Source organism: Trichococcus sp. K1Tr (assembly GCF_028309625.1).
GTDB lineage: Bacteria > Bacillota > Bacilli > Lactobacillales > Aerococcaceae > Trichococcus.
The window spans coordinates 195,440-209,977 of the sequence record NZ_JAQMHR010000003.1 but is presented as its reverse complement, the minus strand read 5'-3'; the positions used below and the strand labels follow the sequence as shown (position 1 = coordinate 209,977).

Here is a 14,538-nt window from a genome sequence, read left to right as displayed (position 1 = left end):
GAATCTTTTATTCGTCGATCGGCTCGTAGCTGAGCTGCACCAGACCAGAATCAAAAGTTGTTGCTTCAACCAATTTCAAAGGCAGCTCCTTCTCGCTCTCTTTGAACAACCGGATGCCTTCACCCAGCAGCATCGGGATGATGGATACGGTATAGCTGTCGACCAGCCCCTTTTTACGGAACAGGTCGATCGCTTCGGACCCGCCATCGATAAAGATGTCCTTGCCGGGTTTGCTCCGAATCTGATCCAATAGCTCGTCTGCCGGTCCGCTGTAAAAACGGACCTGCCCATCAGGACGGCGCTCCGTCCTGGTCAGAACGTAACAATCCCGGCCTGCATGCGGGAAATCCCCGCCGAAAGACAGCACTTTTTCGTAAGTCTTACGCCCCATGATGACCGTATCAATCGTTTCGATAAAAGTAGCATAGCCATAATCTTCATCAGGTCTGGCGACACTATCAAGCCAATCGATATTTCCGTCCGAATGCGCGATGTAGCCATCCAGGCTTACTGCGATATACACTTTGACCTTTCTTTTTCCCATCTGATCACCTCATTGACTTGTCTACCCCATACAGTCAACTATACGCTTGGTTGACAATCAAAGAAAGAATTTTCCGTTGGGATTTTGACAAAACCGCAAAAAAAGACGATTCTGAGCGAATCGTCTTTTTTGCTTACAGTTTAATTTTTTGGTTGACAATCAGACATTGCCCACTTCGTTTACTTGCATAAACTTCACAGCGGATAGGCCAGGATCAAACGGATGGCGGAATTGGCTGCAGCAACTTCCTTGAACAAGCGGACCAAGGAGTCCCCATAATCGCCGAGTTGATTTTGCACGGTTTGCGGATCCCGCAGGATGATCATTTTGCCGGAATAATCGGTCGTCAGACAATCCCACAAGGCATCCAGGTTATTGCCGTAATATTCGGGGAGATGCAATTTCTTTTTCAGATAGGCATGCGTTGCTTTCCGGTCGGTCATCTTGCTGCCGTCCAAACGGATGATTTCCATCTTCAATCACTCCCCCTCCCAGTACAGCTGTTCGAATGATTCATAATGATCATCCGTGTAAAAGATCAGTCCGTCATTCGAGTACACGATGCGCTCCGCCCCGCGGTAGCCGCCGTCATAATCGATGTCGGCCTCGTAATAGGTCCTGCCTGATTTATTCGGAAGCAAGCCTTCGCGATTGCCGAAGAAATCACCGCCGATGGACATCCCATCCGTCACTTCCCACAGGTTGCCTTCAGCATTATCCCAGCCAAGTTCCTCGGCTTCGTCCTTCGTCAGATAGTTGGGCGGCAGTGCGTTGAACTGGTGAATGTAGGCCGCCACTTCGTCTTTCGTTGAATAGGCTTGCCCTTCCGTGACGCCGCTGCTGGTTGCCGTTTCGGTCGACTCCTGCGTCTCATTTTGTGAGATAGCTTCTTGGGTACCTTCTTCAATTGCTTGCGAGCTGCTGGCGGCGATGCTGATCGAAGAATCAGGCGCCTGTTCCTCGAAAAGTGAGTCGACGCCATTGACCCATACGGCCAAAATGATCGCCAATAAAGCGAACAAGCCTTTCAAGCCGCTTTTTAAGTTTTTCATGCACTAGTCCCCTTTTTGTTGAGTGTGTTCCCCGATACGATACAAAAGGAACGCCGAATTGTCCAGTATTTAATCGGAATCCTGTTGATCCGTTCCGACCCGCACCATGATTTCGTTATGCCGGAACATAGGCGGCACGAACGGTGCATTGAAGGATGCCAGCATATAATTCGAAGTAGGCTGGTACTTTTTCTCCTGCACCCACTGCGCCAGCTTCTCCAGCATGTCACGCTCTTTCCGATCATTCGAATAACCGCCGTACTGGATGACCGCAAAAAGGCCGCTGTCGAATTTTTTGACGGTCAGCGAAGGGCTGTTGGGCTGTGGAATATCCTCCCATTCCGCCTTCGGGACAACAAATGCCATCTTCGTGCGGTCTTCAGACAGTTCCTGGATCACCGGAACTGTCATGCTGATTTTTCGGTCCGCTTGATTATCTTTTGAAATATAACGGAACAAGGTGCCGAACCCGCTGTCCACATCCGGATCAGCGGCATTTTCGTATTCCACGATGTAGAAATCCCGGTATTCCCTCAATTCGAACGGATCCTCCGACAGCAGGACCGTGTATTCCGGGCGTTCATATTTGGCCATGACTTCCCTTCCCCCATTCTGTTCTCTATAGCTGAATTTTACCATGATTTTCTTTTTTTCCGAAAAGATAGGATGCTTGACTGGCTTGGGGCTTGTGCTATCAGCCAACAACTGATATAAATAAATTATAAACAAATGAGAGCGTTATCACCTTTTATGATCGGAGGCGGAAGCCATGCTGAAAAGTTTTTCGTTGCAGGAAAAAAGTTGGATCATGTACGATTGGGCGAATTCCGCCTATTCCATCATCATCTCCTCGGTCATTCTGCCGCTTTTTTATAAATCGATCACGACCGGCGAAGGCATCGCCCCGAACTTGGCGGATTCCTATTGGGGCTATGCGACCTCTGCCGCGACTTTGGCTATAGCAGTATTCGCCCCGATCCTCGGTACGATAGGTGATTATCCGAAATGGAAAATGCGGCTGTTCAAAAGTTTCTTCCTGATCGGTGTTGTCGCAACCGCCGCGCTGAGCTTCACGGACGATTGGCGCCTGCTGCTTGCCTTCTATATGCTCACAACAATCGGCTTTTCAGGCGCGAACATCTTCTATGACGCCTTTTTGGTGGATGTCGCGGCAGAGGATCGGATGGATCGGGTCTCCACCTACGGATTTGCGATGGGTTACATCGGTGGCAGTACCATCCCATTCGTACTTTCGATCCTGCTGATCATGTTCGGCGAGAAAATCGGCATTCCCAGGACGACCGCCATCAAAGCCTCCTTCCTGTTCACAGCATTTTGGTGGATCGTCTTCACGATTCCGATGCTGCGCAATGTGAAACAGCGCTATTTTGTCCCGGCCAGCGAACACATCATCCATGACAGTTTCGCCCGCCTTAACAAAACGCTGCACCAGATCCGCAGCCACAAGAAAATGTTCCTGTTCCTGATCGCCTACTTCTTTTACATCGATGGGCTGAACACGATCATCCACATGGCAGCTGTCTTCGGCGACAGTATCGGGGTCGTGTCTGATGTGCTGATGATCGCCGTGCTGGTTATTCCGATCCTGTCTTTTCCTTTCACGATCCTCTACGGCGTACTGGCCAAGCGCTTCGGCAGCAAAAAAATGATTTTGGTGGGCATCGTCATTTATCTGTTTGCCTGCCTGCTGGCTTTCCGGATGACCACTGCTGTCGAATTCTGGATCCTCGCTGCGCTGGTCGCAACTTCGCAAGGCGGTATCCAGGCACTGTCGCGTTCCTATTTCGCCAAGCTTGTGCCGAAGGAGAACGCCAATGAATATTTCGGTTTCTACAATATCCTCGGCAAATTTGCCGCCATCATGGGTCCGGCGCTTTATGCGCTCACGAGCCAATTGACCGGCGACTCGCGCAACGGGCTCGCCAGCATTTCCCTCCTTTTCATCATCGGAGGTGTGCTGATGTTGCGGACAGAGGACAATTGAAACAATGTTGCTTCTGATCCATACCCAAAAGGCTGACTCCCATGCGGAATCAGCCTTTTTCTGGTTTTATTTCTTCTTTACAAAAACTGACAACGGGCGTTTGACGAGTTCCGTGACGACAAGATAAGCGAAGGCGATCCCCAAAATGATCCCCAAATGCGCCATTGTAGGTGTTTGGAATTCAAAGAAGGCGGCAGTAGCGGGGATCATCGGCAATCCGACGGCAAGTGCCATCGCGATCACCGAAAGGATCACGATCGACGGTGCCGGCCAGCCGGCCTTGGTGATCGGCGCCAAGGAGCGGATCGACAGCATCAACAATATCTCAGTCAGAACGCTGGCTATGAACCAGTTGGTCTGCAGCACCGCCGGGGAAATCCGATAGAATAGCCCGAAGCAAATGAAATCGAAGACGGTGCTGACGAGCCCCATCGTGACGAAAATGATGTAGAGGGAATGCAGATCATACCGCTGCGGCTGTTCCACTTCTTGAGCCGATACCCGGTCAAAGGCGATGGCCATCATCGGAAAATCGGAAAGCAGATTCAGGAGCAGCAGCTGTTTCGGCAGCATCGGCAAAAAGCTGATGAAGAGCGAGCCGATGGCGACCGCATAGAAATTGCCGAAGTTCGAGATCAAAGTGGCGCGGATGTATTTCATCGTATTGGCGTGCGTTTCCCGCCCGAAGCGGATGCCGTCGACGATCACCCGCAGATCGTTCTGCAGCAATACGATATCGGCGGTCTCGCGGGCGACATCGGCCGCGGACTGTACAACCATCGACACATGCGCCGCCTTCAAAGCCGGCGCGTCATTGATTCCTTCACCCAAATAGCCGACTGTAAACTGTTCCTTCAGCAATTGGATCAGTTCCAGTTTTTGCTCGGGCGTAGTCCGGGCAAAGACGCGGATTGAAGACAGGCGTTTCTTCCTTTCGGCCAGAGACAGTGCCAAAAAGGCGGCAGCCTCAGTGACTTCAGCGCTCTCCGTCACCAAACCGGCTTCCCTTCCGACTGCCTCGGCCACTTTCAGAGCATCTCCGGTGATGACCGTAATGGCGACATTCATCTGTTTTGCGGCCGCTACGGTCGCAATTGTGGAATCCTTGATGCGGTCCACAAAAGAGACGAATCCACCGAAACGCGCACCGGTGCCATCATCATAGCTCACGCCCAGTACCCGGTGCCCTTTCTCCTCCTCCGCCTGCAGCCAATCCGCAACCGCAGCACGGGAAATCAGTCCTTCCCCGAAGAAGTATTCCGGGCTCCCGCGGCGAATATGCAGCGTCGAACCGTCCGCCTGTTTCACGATCGCACCATTGCTGCGCAGCGCCGGGTCGAAGGCCTCCTCCTGCGCGAGACTGTAGCGCTCCACAATCTGCCGTTGCGCTTGCGTGAGGGCCTCATCGCTTGCCCGGTCGAAAGGTTCCGGTATCCGCTCATGCAGATTGATGGCGGCCAACCGCGCCAAGACCAGTGGATCGTAAGGCGATTCCGCCATCGGATAAACATTGCTGAATACAAGATGATTTTCCGTGATTGTGCCGGTTTTGTCGGTGCACAACAGATTGACTGATCCCAAATCCTGGACCGCGGAAAGCCGCTTGACGATGACATCGCGCTTAGCGAATTCCAAGGCTCCCCGTGAAAGGGAAAAAGTCAGCACCAACGGCAAAGCTTCAGGGATGGCCGATACGGCCAGGGCGATTGCGAAAATCAGCAGGCCCGTGACATCCGCCTCCCGGCCTTCGATCAGGATATTGGCCAACACGACGAATCCCAGCGTCAGCAGTGTAACCTTCATGATGAAATTGCTGATTTTGTCCACGCTCTTGACCAGCTCACTCTCCGCCTGGACGGTGGAAGCTGTCGAAGCGATATGGGCCAACTGCGTTTCCTGTCCGATCGCTGTGACCTCTGCCAAGGCATTCCCCCGCACAATCACAATCCCTTGCAGCAGGCGCTCTTCATCAGCGGCAGTTGCGCTTGACGCGGACACCCGTTTCGTAACCGGAATGGACTCACCCGTAAAGGTCGTTTCATCGACCAGAAGATCACGGGCAACGCGGACAATGGCATCAGCCGGCACAATATCGCCCGACTCAAGCTTCAGGATGTCCCCGGGCACCAACGTCTCGGTCGGCACTTCCTTTTCAATCCCTTCTCTGACAACCGTGATTGTGTTCAGCAGATAGGCTTTCAATTTATCGGCTGCTTGATTCGATTTGTGCTCCTGATAGACGTTCAGTGCTGTCCCAAGGAACACAAACGACAGAATAAAGGCACCGTCGATCGGCTCTCCCAAAAAAAAGGTCACTCCCGCTGCAATCAGCAGCATCAGATTGAAGATGCCCCGGAATTGCCTCAGAATCAGGCCAAGCAGTCGATGACGCGGTACCGGCAATGCGTTCGCTCCGTATCGGACTCTCCGTTCAGCCGCTTCCGTTTCCGTCAATCCTTTCCATTCATTCCATTCATTCCATTCATTCTTGTTTGTCATAACTCATCATCGCAGCTTTCGCATCAAAGTAAGTGAAATCCCCTTCGTCATAGTGCCAGACCGCCTTCAGCTCAGTCGGCTGGCGGATGCCGTTGATTTCCTTGTATCCGCCGCAGAGGGCTGACCATCTGACTTTTTCGCTTTTCCCATCCATCGTCGTGGCTTCCCTGTCATCGGTCGTGAAGGCTGTCATCTCATCGTCTTCATTGAACGTGAAGACCCCTTCCGCAGTGGTGCCGTACGCTGTAATCACGGCTTTGGCGTGGTGCGCATCGATTGCCTCCCAGCGGATGTAGTCCTGAAGAGCCGCATTCGGAACGAAGAGGCACTCGGACAGGAACGTCACCAAACTGGCCTTGTCCATCGCTTCTCCGTCAATATCGAACAGTGTGATATTTTTTGCCACGATCCCTTTCATCGAGCCTTTGCCGTCGACATAGGCATCCACCCCTTCGAAAGGTACGCCATAGAGTGAACTGTCGATGTAGGCGATCCGGTCGGGACCGGCCACAAAATTATATTGCGTATACGCAATCTTGATGGTTTTTTTTCCCTTTCCGAGCGAAAAGGCGACATCCGGAAAAATTACCTTCATGTAGGCCATTTTCGGTTTCCCGAGATGACCGCAACGGCGCAGATGACGTCGGACAGGGCCCGGCAGCGTCGCAATATCCGCTTCCGTGAAGCGACCCTTTGCCGGCTCCGTTTCCTTCAATAAATCTTCCGACAAATCGATAAATTCCCTGGCGGCCTTCGAAGGTGCCGTGCGCAGATAGGCATGCACAACGCCGGCAGTCCCGAGCAGGACCCCACCGACCGCAATGATTTTCTTTATTGCTATCATTTTCTCTTCCATCCTTTCGAATCCTCAAAATCGTTTTATTATTTTCTCTGCAGAATCACTTCATAACAACACTCACACGTGAATAACGCTTACATAAAAGCGACTTGCCGTCGCATCAAAAATGAACTTTTGGTGTACTTTCAACGAAACAGATTGACGACAGCAAGCAATATGGATATAATCACCCTGACATTATTTTCAGATTTGAAATCAAAGGAGAACGGACTACTAATGAAAAACGCATCAAATACACAGAACAACACGATCGTCAGCTTGAAAGAATTCACTGCTAATCCAGCGCCACTTGGCTTATTGGGATTTGGAATGACAACAGTCCTGTTGAACATCCACAATGCAGGTTACTTCCCGATGAACACGATGATTTTGGCTATGGGCATTTTCTTCGGCGGCATGGCGCAAGTCATTGCCGGAATCATGGAATTCAAGAAAAACAACACTTTCGGCGCAACTGCCTTCACTTCTTACGGCTTCTTCTGGCTTTCCCTTGTCGGAACGATCGTTATGCCAGGTCTTGGCATGGGTGAAGCGGCATCTGCTCAAGCGATGGCTGCTTACCTGTTCATGTGGGGACTGTTCACTTTAGGCATGTTCGTCGGAACATTGCGCATCAGCAAAAACCTGCAGATCGTCTTCGGTTCTTTGACATTGCTTTTCTTCCTTCTTGCTTTGGGAGACTTCACGGGCAATGAAATGATTTCAAGAATCGCTGGTTACGAAGGTATCTTCTGCGGATTATCAGCAATCTACGGCGCTTTGGCACAAGTTCTGAACGAAGTCTACGGCGAAGAAGTCCTGCCGTTGGGCAACGTGACGACTGTAAAAAAAGCAGCAAAAATCGAAGTAGCAACAAGCAACTAAACGCTGAATCAAATAAAAAAAAAACGGGCGCTATGCAACATGATTGCATAGCGCCCGTTTTTTGCCTTTTCGGTGGCGTTCCTCGATTATCCTTCGAGGAGTGTCATTCGAAGTCAGCAGCAATCTGTTTTACGGGGCTGGCTTGTGCAACCTGACCTGAAAATTTGCCTACTGCTCTGTCCTGAATAATGACTGATTTGATTGACTGCCGTTTGTTCCGACTTGGCGGTTTATCTGTTGACGATCCGGCAGCAATGGATTCTGGCGGCTTTCTTTTTGCCTTCTTCGATTTCCTGATCGAAGGCTGCCCTTTCCTCCGGCGTCAAGTCGTTGATCGACAGGAAGCTCAAGTTGGACAGTCTGTATATTTCCTTCACATCGCTGTCGTTTCCGAAGGCGGTCGCTTCGATGTTATTCAGCACCTTTTCCGGATTGCCGGCTCCCATCGCTTCCAGGCTCTCCTTATCCTGCTCGGAGAAACGCATCGCCAAATCGAGGGTCGTCGTCTTGTAGACGGCGCTGCCCATGAAGGTGACGCGCGTCAGATATTCGTTCGTGACTTCGTTGTAAAGGATGTATTCTTTTGCTGTTGTCTGTTCCATGATTAAGTTGTTCCCTCCAAAAATACCGGTCTGCCGCTCAGCGAAATTCCATTTTGTTTGCATTCCCATTATAGACCATCCGCCCCGCTTTTCACATACCGGCAGCAATTGTTTTCCCGTTCAGACCGACTTTTTGCTGTTTTTGTAAGCATCATGGAACCCTTCGAACGAGTCCAGCAGGAAGATGAACAGGAAGACGGCCTTTATAGAGTTGAATGCCGTATTAAGCACCCGCTGTCCATCCGTGGCTTCAGCGATTTTTGCGACAAGCTCCGGATTCAGGATGGCCGCATCTTGAAGGATGAACCACAACAGCACAAACGAAAGCACATTCAAAATCAGATTGGCGGTCGCGACCGGATAGGTCCACTTCCTGAAAACGAGCTTGCTGGCGGAGAAAAGCAATTGCAGCACCAGCATGCCGTTTATGTAAGGCAGGTAACTGCGGAACACTTCCTGATTCAACATCTGAATCATTTCCCTACTGCCGTCCATCGTATAGTAGAATCCCACTAGATGAGTGTATTGGTTGACGAGGATGATGAATAGCACTGTAAAGATGATGCCGATGATGACCCCGACTCTGCTGAACGGTTTCTGCGGCGCTTCTTTCTCTGGAAGATCAGCCAGGCTCCAGTCTTCCTGGATTTCCGTCAGTATCTTCTGTTTTGCGGTCTTTTCCATGATGGCGAATACGAGCGTCACCCACCCGAAAGCCCCGATTGCCACACCGATTGCGGCTGCAAAACTTTGGGCGATATAACGCAATATGGTTTCGCCGTTGACGATGAAATCGATGGTATTCCCGATCAGCGTCCCGGTGACCGCCACAATCATGACAATCTTTACAATCAAAAAGTAGGTGCCGTACAGCTCCGGACCGATCAGGTGAGGCGGTTCCTTCAGTTGCTTTTCAGCCAGAATCCTTGGACTCCCCAATCCTCTCAACACTTCGCGTTCCGTCTCTTCAGAAGCATCGCCTCGTTCCTGCAGCCGCTCCGCAATGATGCGGCGCATGGCCTTTTCCACTCCATCTTTTTCGGCCGGCGGGATATGTTTCAGGCCGGCCGCAATGTACCTTTCCTGCAGTTCCATCTTTGTCCCTCTTTTCTTTTCAGCCTTTGACTACTGCGACGGTCTTTAGACGGCGGACCGGTTCAACGAGATCCAGCTCTTGAGAGAGCACAAAATCGATGGCCTTGTAGGCAAAGCGCGATTCCGTGCCGACGTCGGTCCGTTTGGCTTTCGCGAGAAAGACGCCCAATTCCCTCAGATCCAGAATGGTGTCCTGGACACTGAACTGTTCCCTGGCATCCAAACGGCTCATGCGCCTGCCCGCCCCATGCGAACAGGAAAGGAAGCTTTCCGGGTTGCCTTTGCCTTTGACCAGATAGGAATAGGTCCCCATCGCGCCCGGGATGATGCCCATTTCGCCTGCATCGGCGCGGATGGCGCCTTTGCGGTGGACCCAGACTTGTTTGCCATAGTGTTCTTCCAACGATGCGTAATTGTGGTGGCAATGGACGGCATCCGACAAGTTGACGTGGTTGATGCCGGCATATTTTTTCACCCAGAGTCGGACGATTTCGAGCACCTTCTCCATCATCTGGTTGCGGTTTTCCTCGGCGAAATCCATCGCCAATTTCATCCAACGCAGATACAGTTTCCCGAGTTCACTTTCCGTTGAAAAATAGGCCAAATCCCACTCGGGAGGGACCGGAGACTGGTCCTGTTTGTTCACTTCCTTGGCCAGATCGTTGAAATAATGGCAAATCTTGAAGCCCAGATTTCGCGACCCGGAATGCAGCATGATGCCAAGCTTTCCCTGATCGTCCGTCTGCAGTTCGATGAAATGGTTGCCGCTGCCGAGCGTGCCGACTTGATAGGCGGCATCGTCCAGTTCCTTCATCAATTCCTGCGGCATCGTTTCCTTTTCCTCGGGAGTCATACCCTCAAGGAAGCGGGCGACCGATTTGCATTGCTGTTTTTTCTTATGGTGCTCGAAGCCGGTTGGGATATTCCGCAGGATGTCGCCCGCGATCGCTTGGGCCAGTTTCCCGTTCGGCGTTTCGATTTCGATCAGCCGTTCTACCGGGATGTTCGTCTGGACAAAGCTCATCCCGCAGCCGATATCCACCCCGACCGCATTCGGAATGATGACCTTTTCGGCAGCGATGACGCCACCGATCGGCATGCCGTAGCCGGAATGCGTATCCGGCATCAATACAACCCATTGATACAGAAACGGCAAATTCGCCAAATTCTTCGCTTGCTGCAGACAATCCTCACCGATCTGTTCCTCATTCTCCAACCACACCTTGATTGGCCACTTCTGTTCCTCGGGATTGAAGATGGTAATCATCTCATGATGCCCCTTTCCGGATAACTTGCGCAGCGCATGCTACTTTACTTTTTGGTCCATCCGCATTGCCAAATCGCTGAACTGCTGCAGCAAATCCGTGATCTGCCTTTCGCGGTGCGGATTTTTCCAATTGATGACGCCGCTGCCGATGACGTCAGCGCCGTGTTCATCGCAAAGTGCCGTCATCTGCTTCAAGGCATTTTTGCCGCCCATCCAAGGGAATGGGAAAAATTCGGTCACGAACAGGAGCGTCGGCTTGCTCTCAAATTGGCCGACCCGCGAAAAATAATGCTTCAGGACTGGAGAAGCCGAAGCGCCTCTCACCGGTCCGGCGATAATCAGGAGATCATGCGCCTGCGGATCTGGATAGGACCTCAGTGTGATGTTCGCGCTGTTGTTTTCGTTTGTATTTTCCTCTCCGATGGTCTTGAGCTGTTCGATTTCCACGTCGTGCCCGTCAGCCACCAGTCTTTCCTGCAGCCGCTCCGCAACCGACAAAGTATTTCCCGTCAAGGAGTGGACGATGATCCCGATTTCCATAGCCTTTCCCACTTTCTGTTTTTAAATTTTTTTATTAATGGATGTGTTTCGTTTGTCCGAATGGGGATCTTGCCGCAACCTCGACTTTGATCCGATCGGGGTCTTCGAAAAAGACGGCGTAGTGTTCCTTTCCACCTGCGAAAGGATGCCTTTCGGGATACAGCAACGGGATGCCGCGGCGTTGCAGTTCCGCATACAGTTCGTCCACCTGATGCTTTGTGTCGACCGCGAAGGCCAAATGGTTCAATCCGGTCTGGCCGCGGTGATAGGATCCATCCAGGAAGCGTTCGGCTGTCTGGACGAAGACGATGTAAGTATCATCTTCCTTGTAGCTGAAGCCTTGCTCCCATTCCTGGTATTTGCTGAAGCCCAGCTTTTCCAACAGCCACGACCAAAATTGCTTGCTGGCTTCTAGATCGCTGACATTGATTTCGATGTGATGAATGAGACTCATTTAACCACTTCCTTTTCTTTTGTGACCACCCTATCCCGCTTATAATTCGAAAGCCGATTCTTTGTCCCAAGCGGCTGGGTTTGTTATAGTCAATCTATCAGTAATTTGAAAATCATTTGCACAAATTATTCAGAATGAAAAATCGGAGGAAATTATGAAACTCAGCATCTTGGACCAAGTCCACATCACAGCGGGCGGCACCGCCGAGCAGTCCCTACAGAACGCCAAAGAACTCGCCCGTTTAGGCGACACTCTTGGGTACGAGCGCATTTGGTTCGCCGAGCATCACGGCAGCCAACTGATGGCAAGCGCGGCACCTGAAATCATCGCTGCCTTCATCGCGGCCGCGACGGATCGGATCCGTGTCGGTACCGGTGGCGTCATGATGATGCATTACTCCCCTTTGAAAATCGCGGAAGTATTCAAAACTTTGTCCGGCTTTGCGCCCGGCCGAATCGATTTGGGCGTGGGCCGTGCCCCCGGAGGCGATCGTCAGTCCATGTACGCATTGGCGCAAGGAAACCCGCCCCAATTGGACAATCATTACGAAAAACTGCGGACGATATTGGATCTTTTGGAAGACCGGAAACCCCAGGATTCACTTTACCGGGACACTCCCGCGGCGCCTGTAGATGTGACCGTTCCGCAGACCTGGTTATTGGGTTCGAGCGGAAACAGTGCTGTGCAGGCCGGTAGAATGGGCGTCGGCTATTCGTTCGCGCAGTTCTTCACCGGAACGCTCGACAAGAGCATTTTCGATCTCTACAAGCAGCATTTTGTTCCGTCCGCAGCCATGCCCGAAAAACAGATCAGCGTCGCTTTCCATGCCATCGTCGCGGATACGCGCGAAGAAGCGCTCTACGAAGAGTTGCCGTATGCGATCTTCAAGATGCAGCTCTTCCGCGGAATGATGCGCAACCATCTGATGACCCCGGAACAAGCCGCAGCTTATCCTTTGACGGAAATCGAGAAGCAACTCATTAACGACATCCGCAAAACGCACATTCTCGGGACCGCAACAGAGGCAGCCGAAATATTGCTGAATCTGCAGGACCAGTACGGGTTCGACGAAGCGATGATCATCAGCATGCCGCATTCCCAACAGGCACGGCTCAAAACCTATTCCCTATTGGCGCAGGAATTGCTTTAGGCAGCCTTACGAATCCAGCTTAGTCATCCTCTTAACGGGGATGGCTTTTTTTGTCTTTTGCCCGTTCCAATGTTTCGTTAATCCTTTTTTGCCGGGTATCGGGACGTTTTGCGTGTGCAATCCAGAAAAGATAGTGGGCCTTTTCGCCGGTCGGCCAGCCTTCGAAATATGCGCGGGCAGCTGGGTCATCCTTGAATGCCTGCTCCAATTCATCGGGCAGCTCTGGGACTTCCTTCGAGGAATAAGCCGCTTGCCATTTCCCGCTGGCTTTCGCATCCAGGATTACCGCCAAACCAGCTTCAGTCATCCTTCCTGCCTCAACCAAAGCTTCGGCACGCCGCCGGTTGACCAGCGACCACACGCTCCCTGGCCTGCGAGGGGTCATGCGGATGATGAAACTTTCCTTATCCAGACTGTACATCTTGCCGTCGATCCAGCCGAAACAGAGCGCCTCTTCGACCGCTTCCGCAAGCAGGATACCCTCGCCTTTAGCATGGATTTTTTTTATTTTCAGCCAGATTTGATCCTTTTGATCATGGTTTTGCGCCAGCCAGTCATGCCATTCCTGAGGATTACGCAAACTGAGCCACTCCTGGGGAAATCCGGATTCCGTCATAACCAGCCCTCCTTCCGTTTTGGGAAATGTATGATGCTCTTTAAAAGCATCATGCGTCCCTGTCATAATATTCCAACACCCGCAGGCATCTGAGCGTATTCCAGCGGCTCGCTTTTCCGGCTTGTTCCATCCGGAAATGCACCTCGCCGGGATGATGGGCCTGCGTTTTCCAGCGTCCGTCAGGCAAGCGTTTCTCCCTCAGAACAGCCAAAGCATCCTGCAGCCTTTCGTCATACGGATGACCGACACTTTGGAAATAATCGAGCGCGCGCAAAATATCGTAGCGCCAACGCGGCGGGTAGACCAGTTTCAAAAAGCTCGGATGGATTACCGCGCCGGTATGGTCGGATTTAAACAGCCGGTGCCGCAGAAGGAATTCCTGTCCTCCACTTTCCATCCGTTTCAATTCATCCAAACGATAGGCATAACCGGCAGCGATGTACTCCCGGATGCCCTCCAGGACGCTGAGCGTGGAATGCATCGAACTGTGGCGGGCACCGGATCGGTTCAGCCGGCAATTGAAGCCGCCATCGGCCAGCTGCTGGCTAATGATGAAATCGACCACTGATCTGAGCTTTTCCTCTTCCGTCCCGAAATAACAGGCATAGTTCAGGAACATCCCGTTGATGCAGACATCACTCTGCTCGATGTCCTTTGATGGATTGATGCCACCGTCCGGCCCCATCGAAGTGGCGAGGATGAGTGCCAAAGCCTTTGTTATTTCAGGAGTCGTTGGGATGCAGAGGTTGCGCAGATCCAGCAAGGTGTAATGGCTGCTCGTCCATTTCGGTTGATAGAACGCACGGCCCCAATGCCCGTCCGGCTGTTGCCGTTCCAAAAAAACGCGGCCCCAACCTTCCTCGGCAATTTTATCCCTCAAGTCGGACAATACCGCTGGATCCTCATGCAACAGATCGCGCCTTGCCTGATATTGGATGGCTGGATCGCCTTCCAGAAGCCACGCGATGATTTCCTCCCTATTCATTTCCAT

16 protein-coding genes are annotated in these 14,538 nt (G+C 51.8%); 3 read left to right on the top strand and 13 right to left on the bottom strand.

The window, feature by feature from the left end:
- Window positions 1–7 precede the first annotated feature (7 nt).
- The 4 genes from PH235_RS07400 to PH235_RS07385 form a co-directional block, all read right to left on the bottom strand.
- The gene (locus tag PH235_RS07400) at window positions 8–544 is read right to left on the bottom strand and encodes a dihydrofolate reductase family protein (protein ID WP_272161725.1); all 537 of its coding nucleotides are present in this window, start codon (window positions 542–544) and stop codon (window positions 8–10) included.
- Between the two features lie 194 nt (window positions 545–738).
- Window positions 739–1,017, bottom strand: a complete 279-nt coding sequence (locus PH235_RS07395; protein ID WP_272161913.1) for a barstar family protein — start codon at window positions 1,015–1,017, stop codon at window positions 739–741.
- 6 nt (window positions 1,018–1,023) lie between these two features.
- On the bottom strand, window positions 1,024–1,596 hold the full coding sequence (locus PH235_RS07390) for a ribonuclease domain-containing protein (protein WP_272161724.1): 573 nt from the start codon (window positions 1,594–1,596) through the stop codon (window positions 1,024–1,026).
- A 69-nt stretch (window positions 1,597–1,665) separates the two neighbouring features.
- Window positions 1,666–2,190, bottom strand: a complete 525-nt coding sequence (locus PH235_RS07385; protein ID WP_272161723.1) for an SOUL family heme-binding protein — start codon at window positions 2,188–2,190, stop codon at window positions 1,666–1,668.
- Between the two features lie 175 nt (window positions 2,191–2,365).
- Here PH235_RS07385 and PH235_RS07380 point away from each other — a divergent pair, with 175 nt between their 5' ends.
- Window positions 2,366–3,601: an MFS transporter gene (locus tag PH235_RS07380; RefSeq protein ID WP_272161722.1), complete on the top strand. Its 1,236-nt coding sequence runs from the start codon at window positions 2,366–2,368 to the stop codon at window positions 3,599–3,601.
- A gap of 66 nt (window positions 3,602–3,667) precedes the next feature.
- Here PH235_RS07380 and PH235_RS07375 read toward each other — a convergent pair whose 3' ends face one another.
- Together PH235_RS07375 and PH235_RS07370 are read right to left on the bottom strand one after the other, a co-directional pair.
- Window positions 3,668–6,100, bottom strand: coding sequence for a cation-translocating P-type ATPase (locus PH235_RS07375; protein ID WP_272161721.1), 2,433 nt, complete (start codon window positions 6,098–6,100; stop codon window positions 3,668–3,670).
- Entirely contained in the window at window positions 6,084–6,944 is an 861-nt protein-coding gene (locus tag PH235_RS07370; protein WP_272161720.1) for a DUF6544 family protein, read from the bottom strand. The genes PH235_RS07375 and PH235_RS07370 overlap by 17 nt, the downstream gene beginning before the upstream one ends.
- Before the next feature lie 231 nt (window positions 6,945–7,175).
- Here PH235_RS07370 and PH235_RS07365 point away from each other — a divergent pair, with 231 nt between their 5' ends.
- A complete protein-coding gene (locus PH235_RS07365) occupies window positions 7,176–7,823 on the top strand; it encodes an acetate uptake transporter (protein ID WP_272161719.1) in 648 nt (215 codons plus the stop codon).
- A 230-nt stretch (window positions 7,824–8,053) separates the two neighbouring features.
- Here PH235_RS07365 and PH235_RS07360 read toward each other — a convergent pair whose 3' ends face one another.
- Genes PH235_RS07360 through PH235_RS07340 form a run of 5 tightly spaced genes read right to left on the bottom strand, consistent with a single transcriptional unit; the run spans window position 8,054 to window position 11,781 of the window.
- Window positions 8,054–8,494, bottom strand: a complete 441-nt coding sequence (locus PH235_RS07360; protein ID WP_272161718.1) for a hypothetical protein — start codon at window positions 8,492–8,494, stop codon at window positions 8,054–8,056.
- A gap of 51 nt (window positions 8,495–8,545) precedes the next feature.
- Window positions 8,546–9,520 (bottom strand): hypothetical protein, encoded by a 975-nt coding sequence (locus tag PH235_RS07355; protein ID WP_272161717.1) that lies wholly within the window; start codon window positions 9,518–9,520, stop codon window positions 8,546–8,548.
- Between the two features lie 19 nt (window positions 9,521–9,539).
- Window positions 9,540–10,787, bottom strand: coding sequence for an RtcB family protein (locus PH235_RS07350; protein WP_272161716.1), 1,248 nt, complete (start codon window positions 10,785–10,787; stop codon window positions 9,540–9,542).
- Between the two features lie 39 nt (window positions 10,788–10,826).
- Window positions 10,827–11,327 carry a flavodoxin family protein gene (locus tag PH235_RS07345; protein WP_272161715.1) on the bottom strand — a complete coding sequence of 167 codons (501 nt, stop codon included), beginning with the start codon at window positions 11,325–11,327 and terminating at the stop codon, window positions 10,827–10,829.
- Window positions 11,328–11,361: 34 nt separating this feature from the next.
- The gene (locus PH235_RS07340; RefSeq protein WP_272161714.1) at window positions 11,362–11,781 is read right to left on the bottom strand and encodes a VOC family protein; all 420 of its coding nucleotides are present in this window, start codon (window positions 11,779–11,781) and stop codon (window positions 11,362–11,364) included.
- A gap of 154 nt (window positions 11,782–11,935) precedes the next feature.
- Here PH235_RS07340 and PH235_RS07335 point away from each other — a divergent pair, with 154 nt between their 5' ends.
- Entirely contained in the window at window positions 11,936–12,931 is a 996-nt protein-coding gene (locus tag PH235_RS07335) for an MsnO8 family LLM class oxidoreductase (RefSeq protein WP_272161713.1), read from the top strand.
- A gap of 31 nt (window positions 12,932–12,962) precedes the next feature.
- On the opposite strand, the gene PH235_RS07330 is transcribed toward PH235_RS07335, so the two are convergent.
- Together PH235_RS07330 and PH235_RS07325 are read right to left on the bottom strand one after the other, a co-directional pair.
- On the bottom strand, window positions 12,963–13,547 hold the full coding sequence (locus PH235_RS07330) for a YdeI/OmpD-associated family protein (protein ID WP_272161712.1): 585 nt from the start codon (window positions 13,545–13,547) through the stop codon (window positions 12,963–12,965).
- Between the two features lie 49 nt (window positions 13,548–13,596).
- Window positions 13,597–14,538, bottom strand: a complete 942-nt coding sequence (locus PH235_RS07325) for a prenyltransferase/squalene oxidase repeat-containing protein (protein ID WP_272161711.1) — start codon at window positions 14,536–14,538, stop codon at window positions 13,597–13,599.

Coding starts and splice junctions, on each gene's coding strand:
- PH235_RS07340 (WP_272161714.1), bottom strand. CDS start 11,781: ATGAGTCTCATTCATCACATCGAAATCAATGTCAGCGATCTAGAAGCC.
- PH235_RS07355 (WP_272161717.1), bottom strand. CDS start 9,520: ATGGAACTGCAGGAAAGGTACATTGCGGCCGGCCTGAAACATATCCCG.
- PH235_RS07395 (WP_272161913.1), bottom strand. CDS start 1,017: ATGGAAATCATCCGTTTGGACGGCAGCAAGATGACCGACCGGAAAGCA.
- PH235_RS07385 (WP_272161723.1), bottom strand. CDS start 2,190: ATGGCCAAATATGAACGCCCGGAATACACGGTCCTGCTGTCGGAGGAT.
- PH235_RS07345 (WP_272161715.1), bottom strand. CDS start 11,327: ATGGAAATCGGGATCATCGTCCACTCCTTGACGGGAAATACTTTGTCG.
- PH235_RS07335 (WP_272161713.1), top strand. CDS start 11,936: ATGAAACTCAGCATCTTGGACCAAGTCCACATCACAGCGGGCGGCACC.
- PH235_RS07400 (WP_272161725.1), bottom strand. CDS start 544: ATGGGAAAAAGAAAGGTCAAAGTGTATATCGCAGTAAGCCTGGATGGC.
- PH235_RS07380 (WP_272161722.1), top strand. CDS start 2,366: ATGCTGAAAAGTTTTTCGTTGCAGGAAAAAAGTTGGATCATGTACGAT.
- PH235_RS07365 (WP_272161719.1), top strand. CDS start 7,176: ATGAAAAACGCATCAAATACACAGAACAACACGATCGTCAGCTTGAAA.
- PH235_RS07375 (WP_272161721.1), bottom strand. CDS start 6,100: ATGACAAACAAGAATGAATGGAATGAATGGAATGAATGGAAAGGATTG.
- PH235_RS07330 (WP_272161712.1), bottom strand. CDS start 13,547: ATGACGGAATCCGGATTTCCCCAGGAGTGGCTCAGTTTGCGTAATCCT.
- PH235_RS07350 (WP_272161716.1), bottom strand. CDS start 10,787: ATGATTACCATCTTCAATCCCGAGGAACAGAAGTGGCCAATCAAGGTG.
- PH235_RS07370 (WP_272161720.1), bottom strand. CDS start 6,944: ATGATAGCAATAAAGAAAATCATTGCGGTCGGTGGGGTCCTGCTCGGG.
- PH235_RS07360 (WP_272161718.1), bottom strand. CDS start 8,494: ATGGGAATGCAAACAAAATGGAATTTCGCTGAGCGGCAGACCGGTATT.
- PH235_RS07325 (WP_272161711.1), bottom strand. CDS start 14,538: ATGGAAATGAATAGGGAGGAAATCATCGCGTGGCTTCTGGAAGGCGAT.
- PH235_RS07390 (WP_272161724.1), bottom strand. CDS start 1,596: ATGAAAAACTTAAAAAGCGGCTTGAAAGGCTTGTTCGCTTTATTGGCG.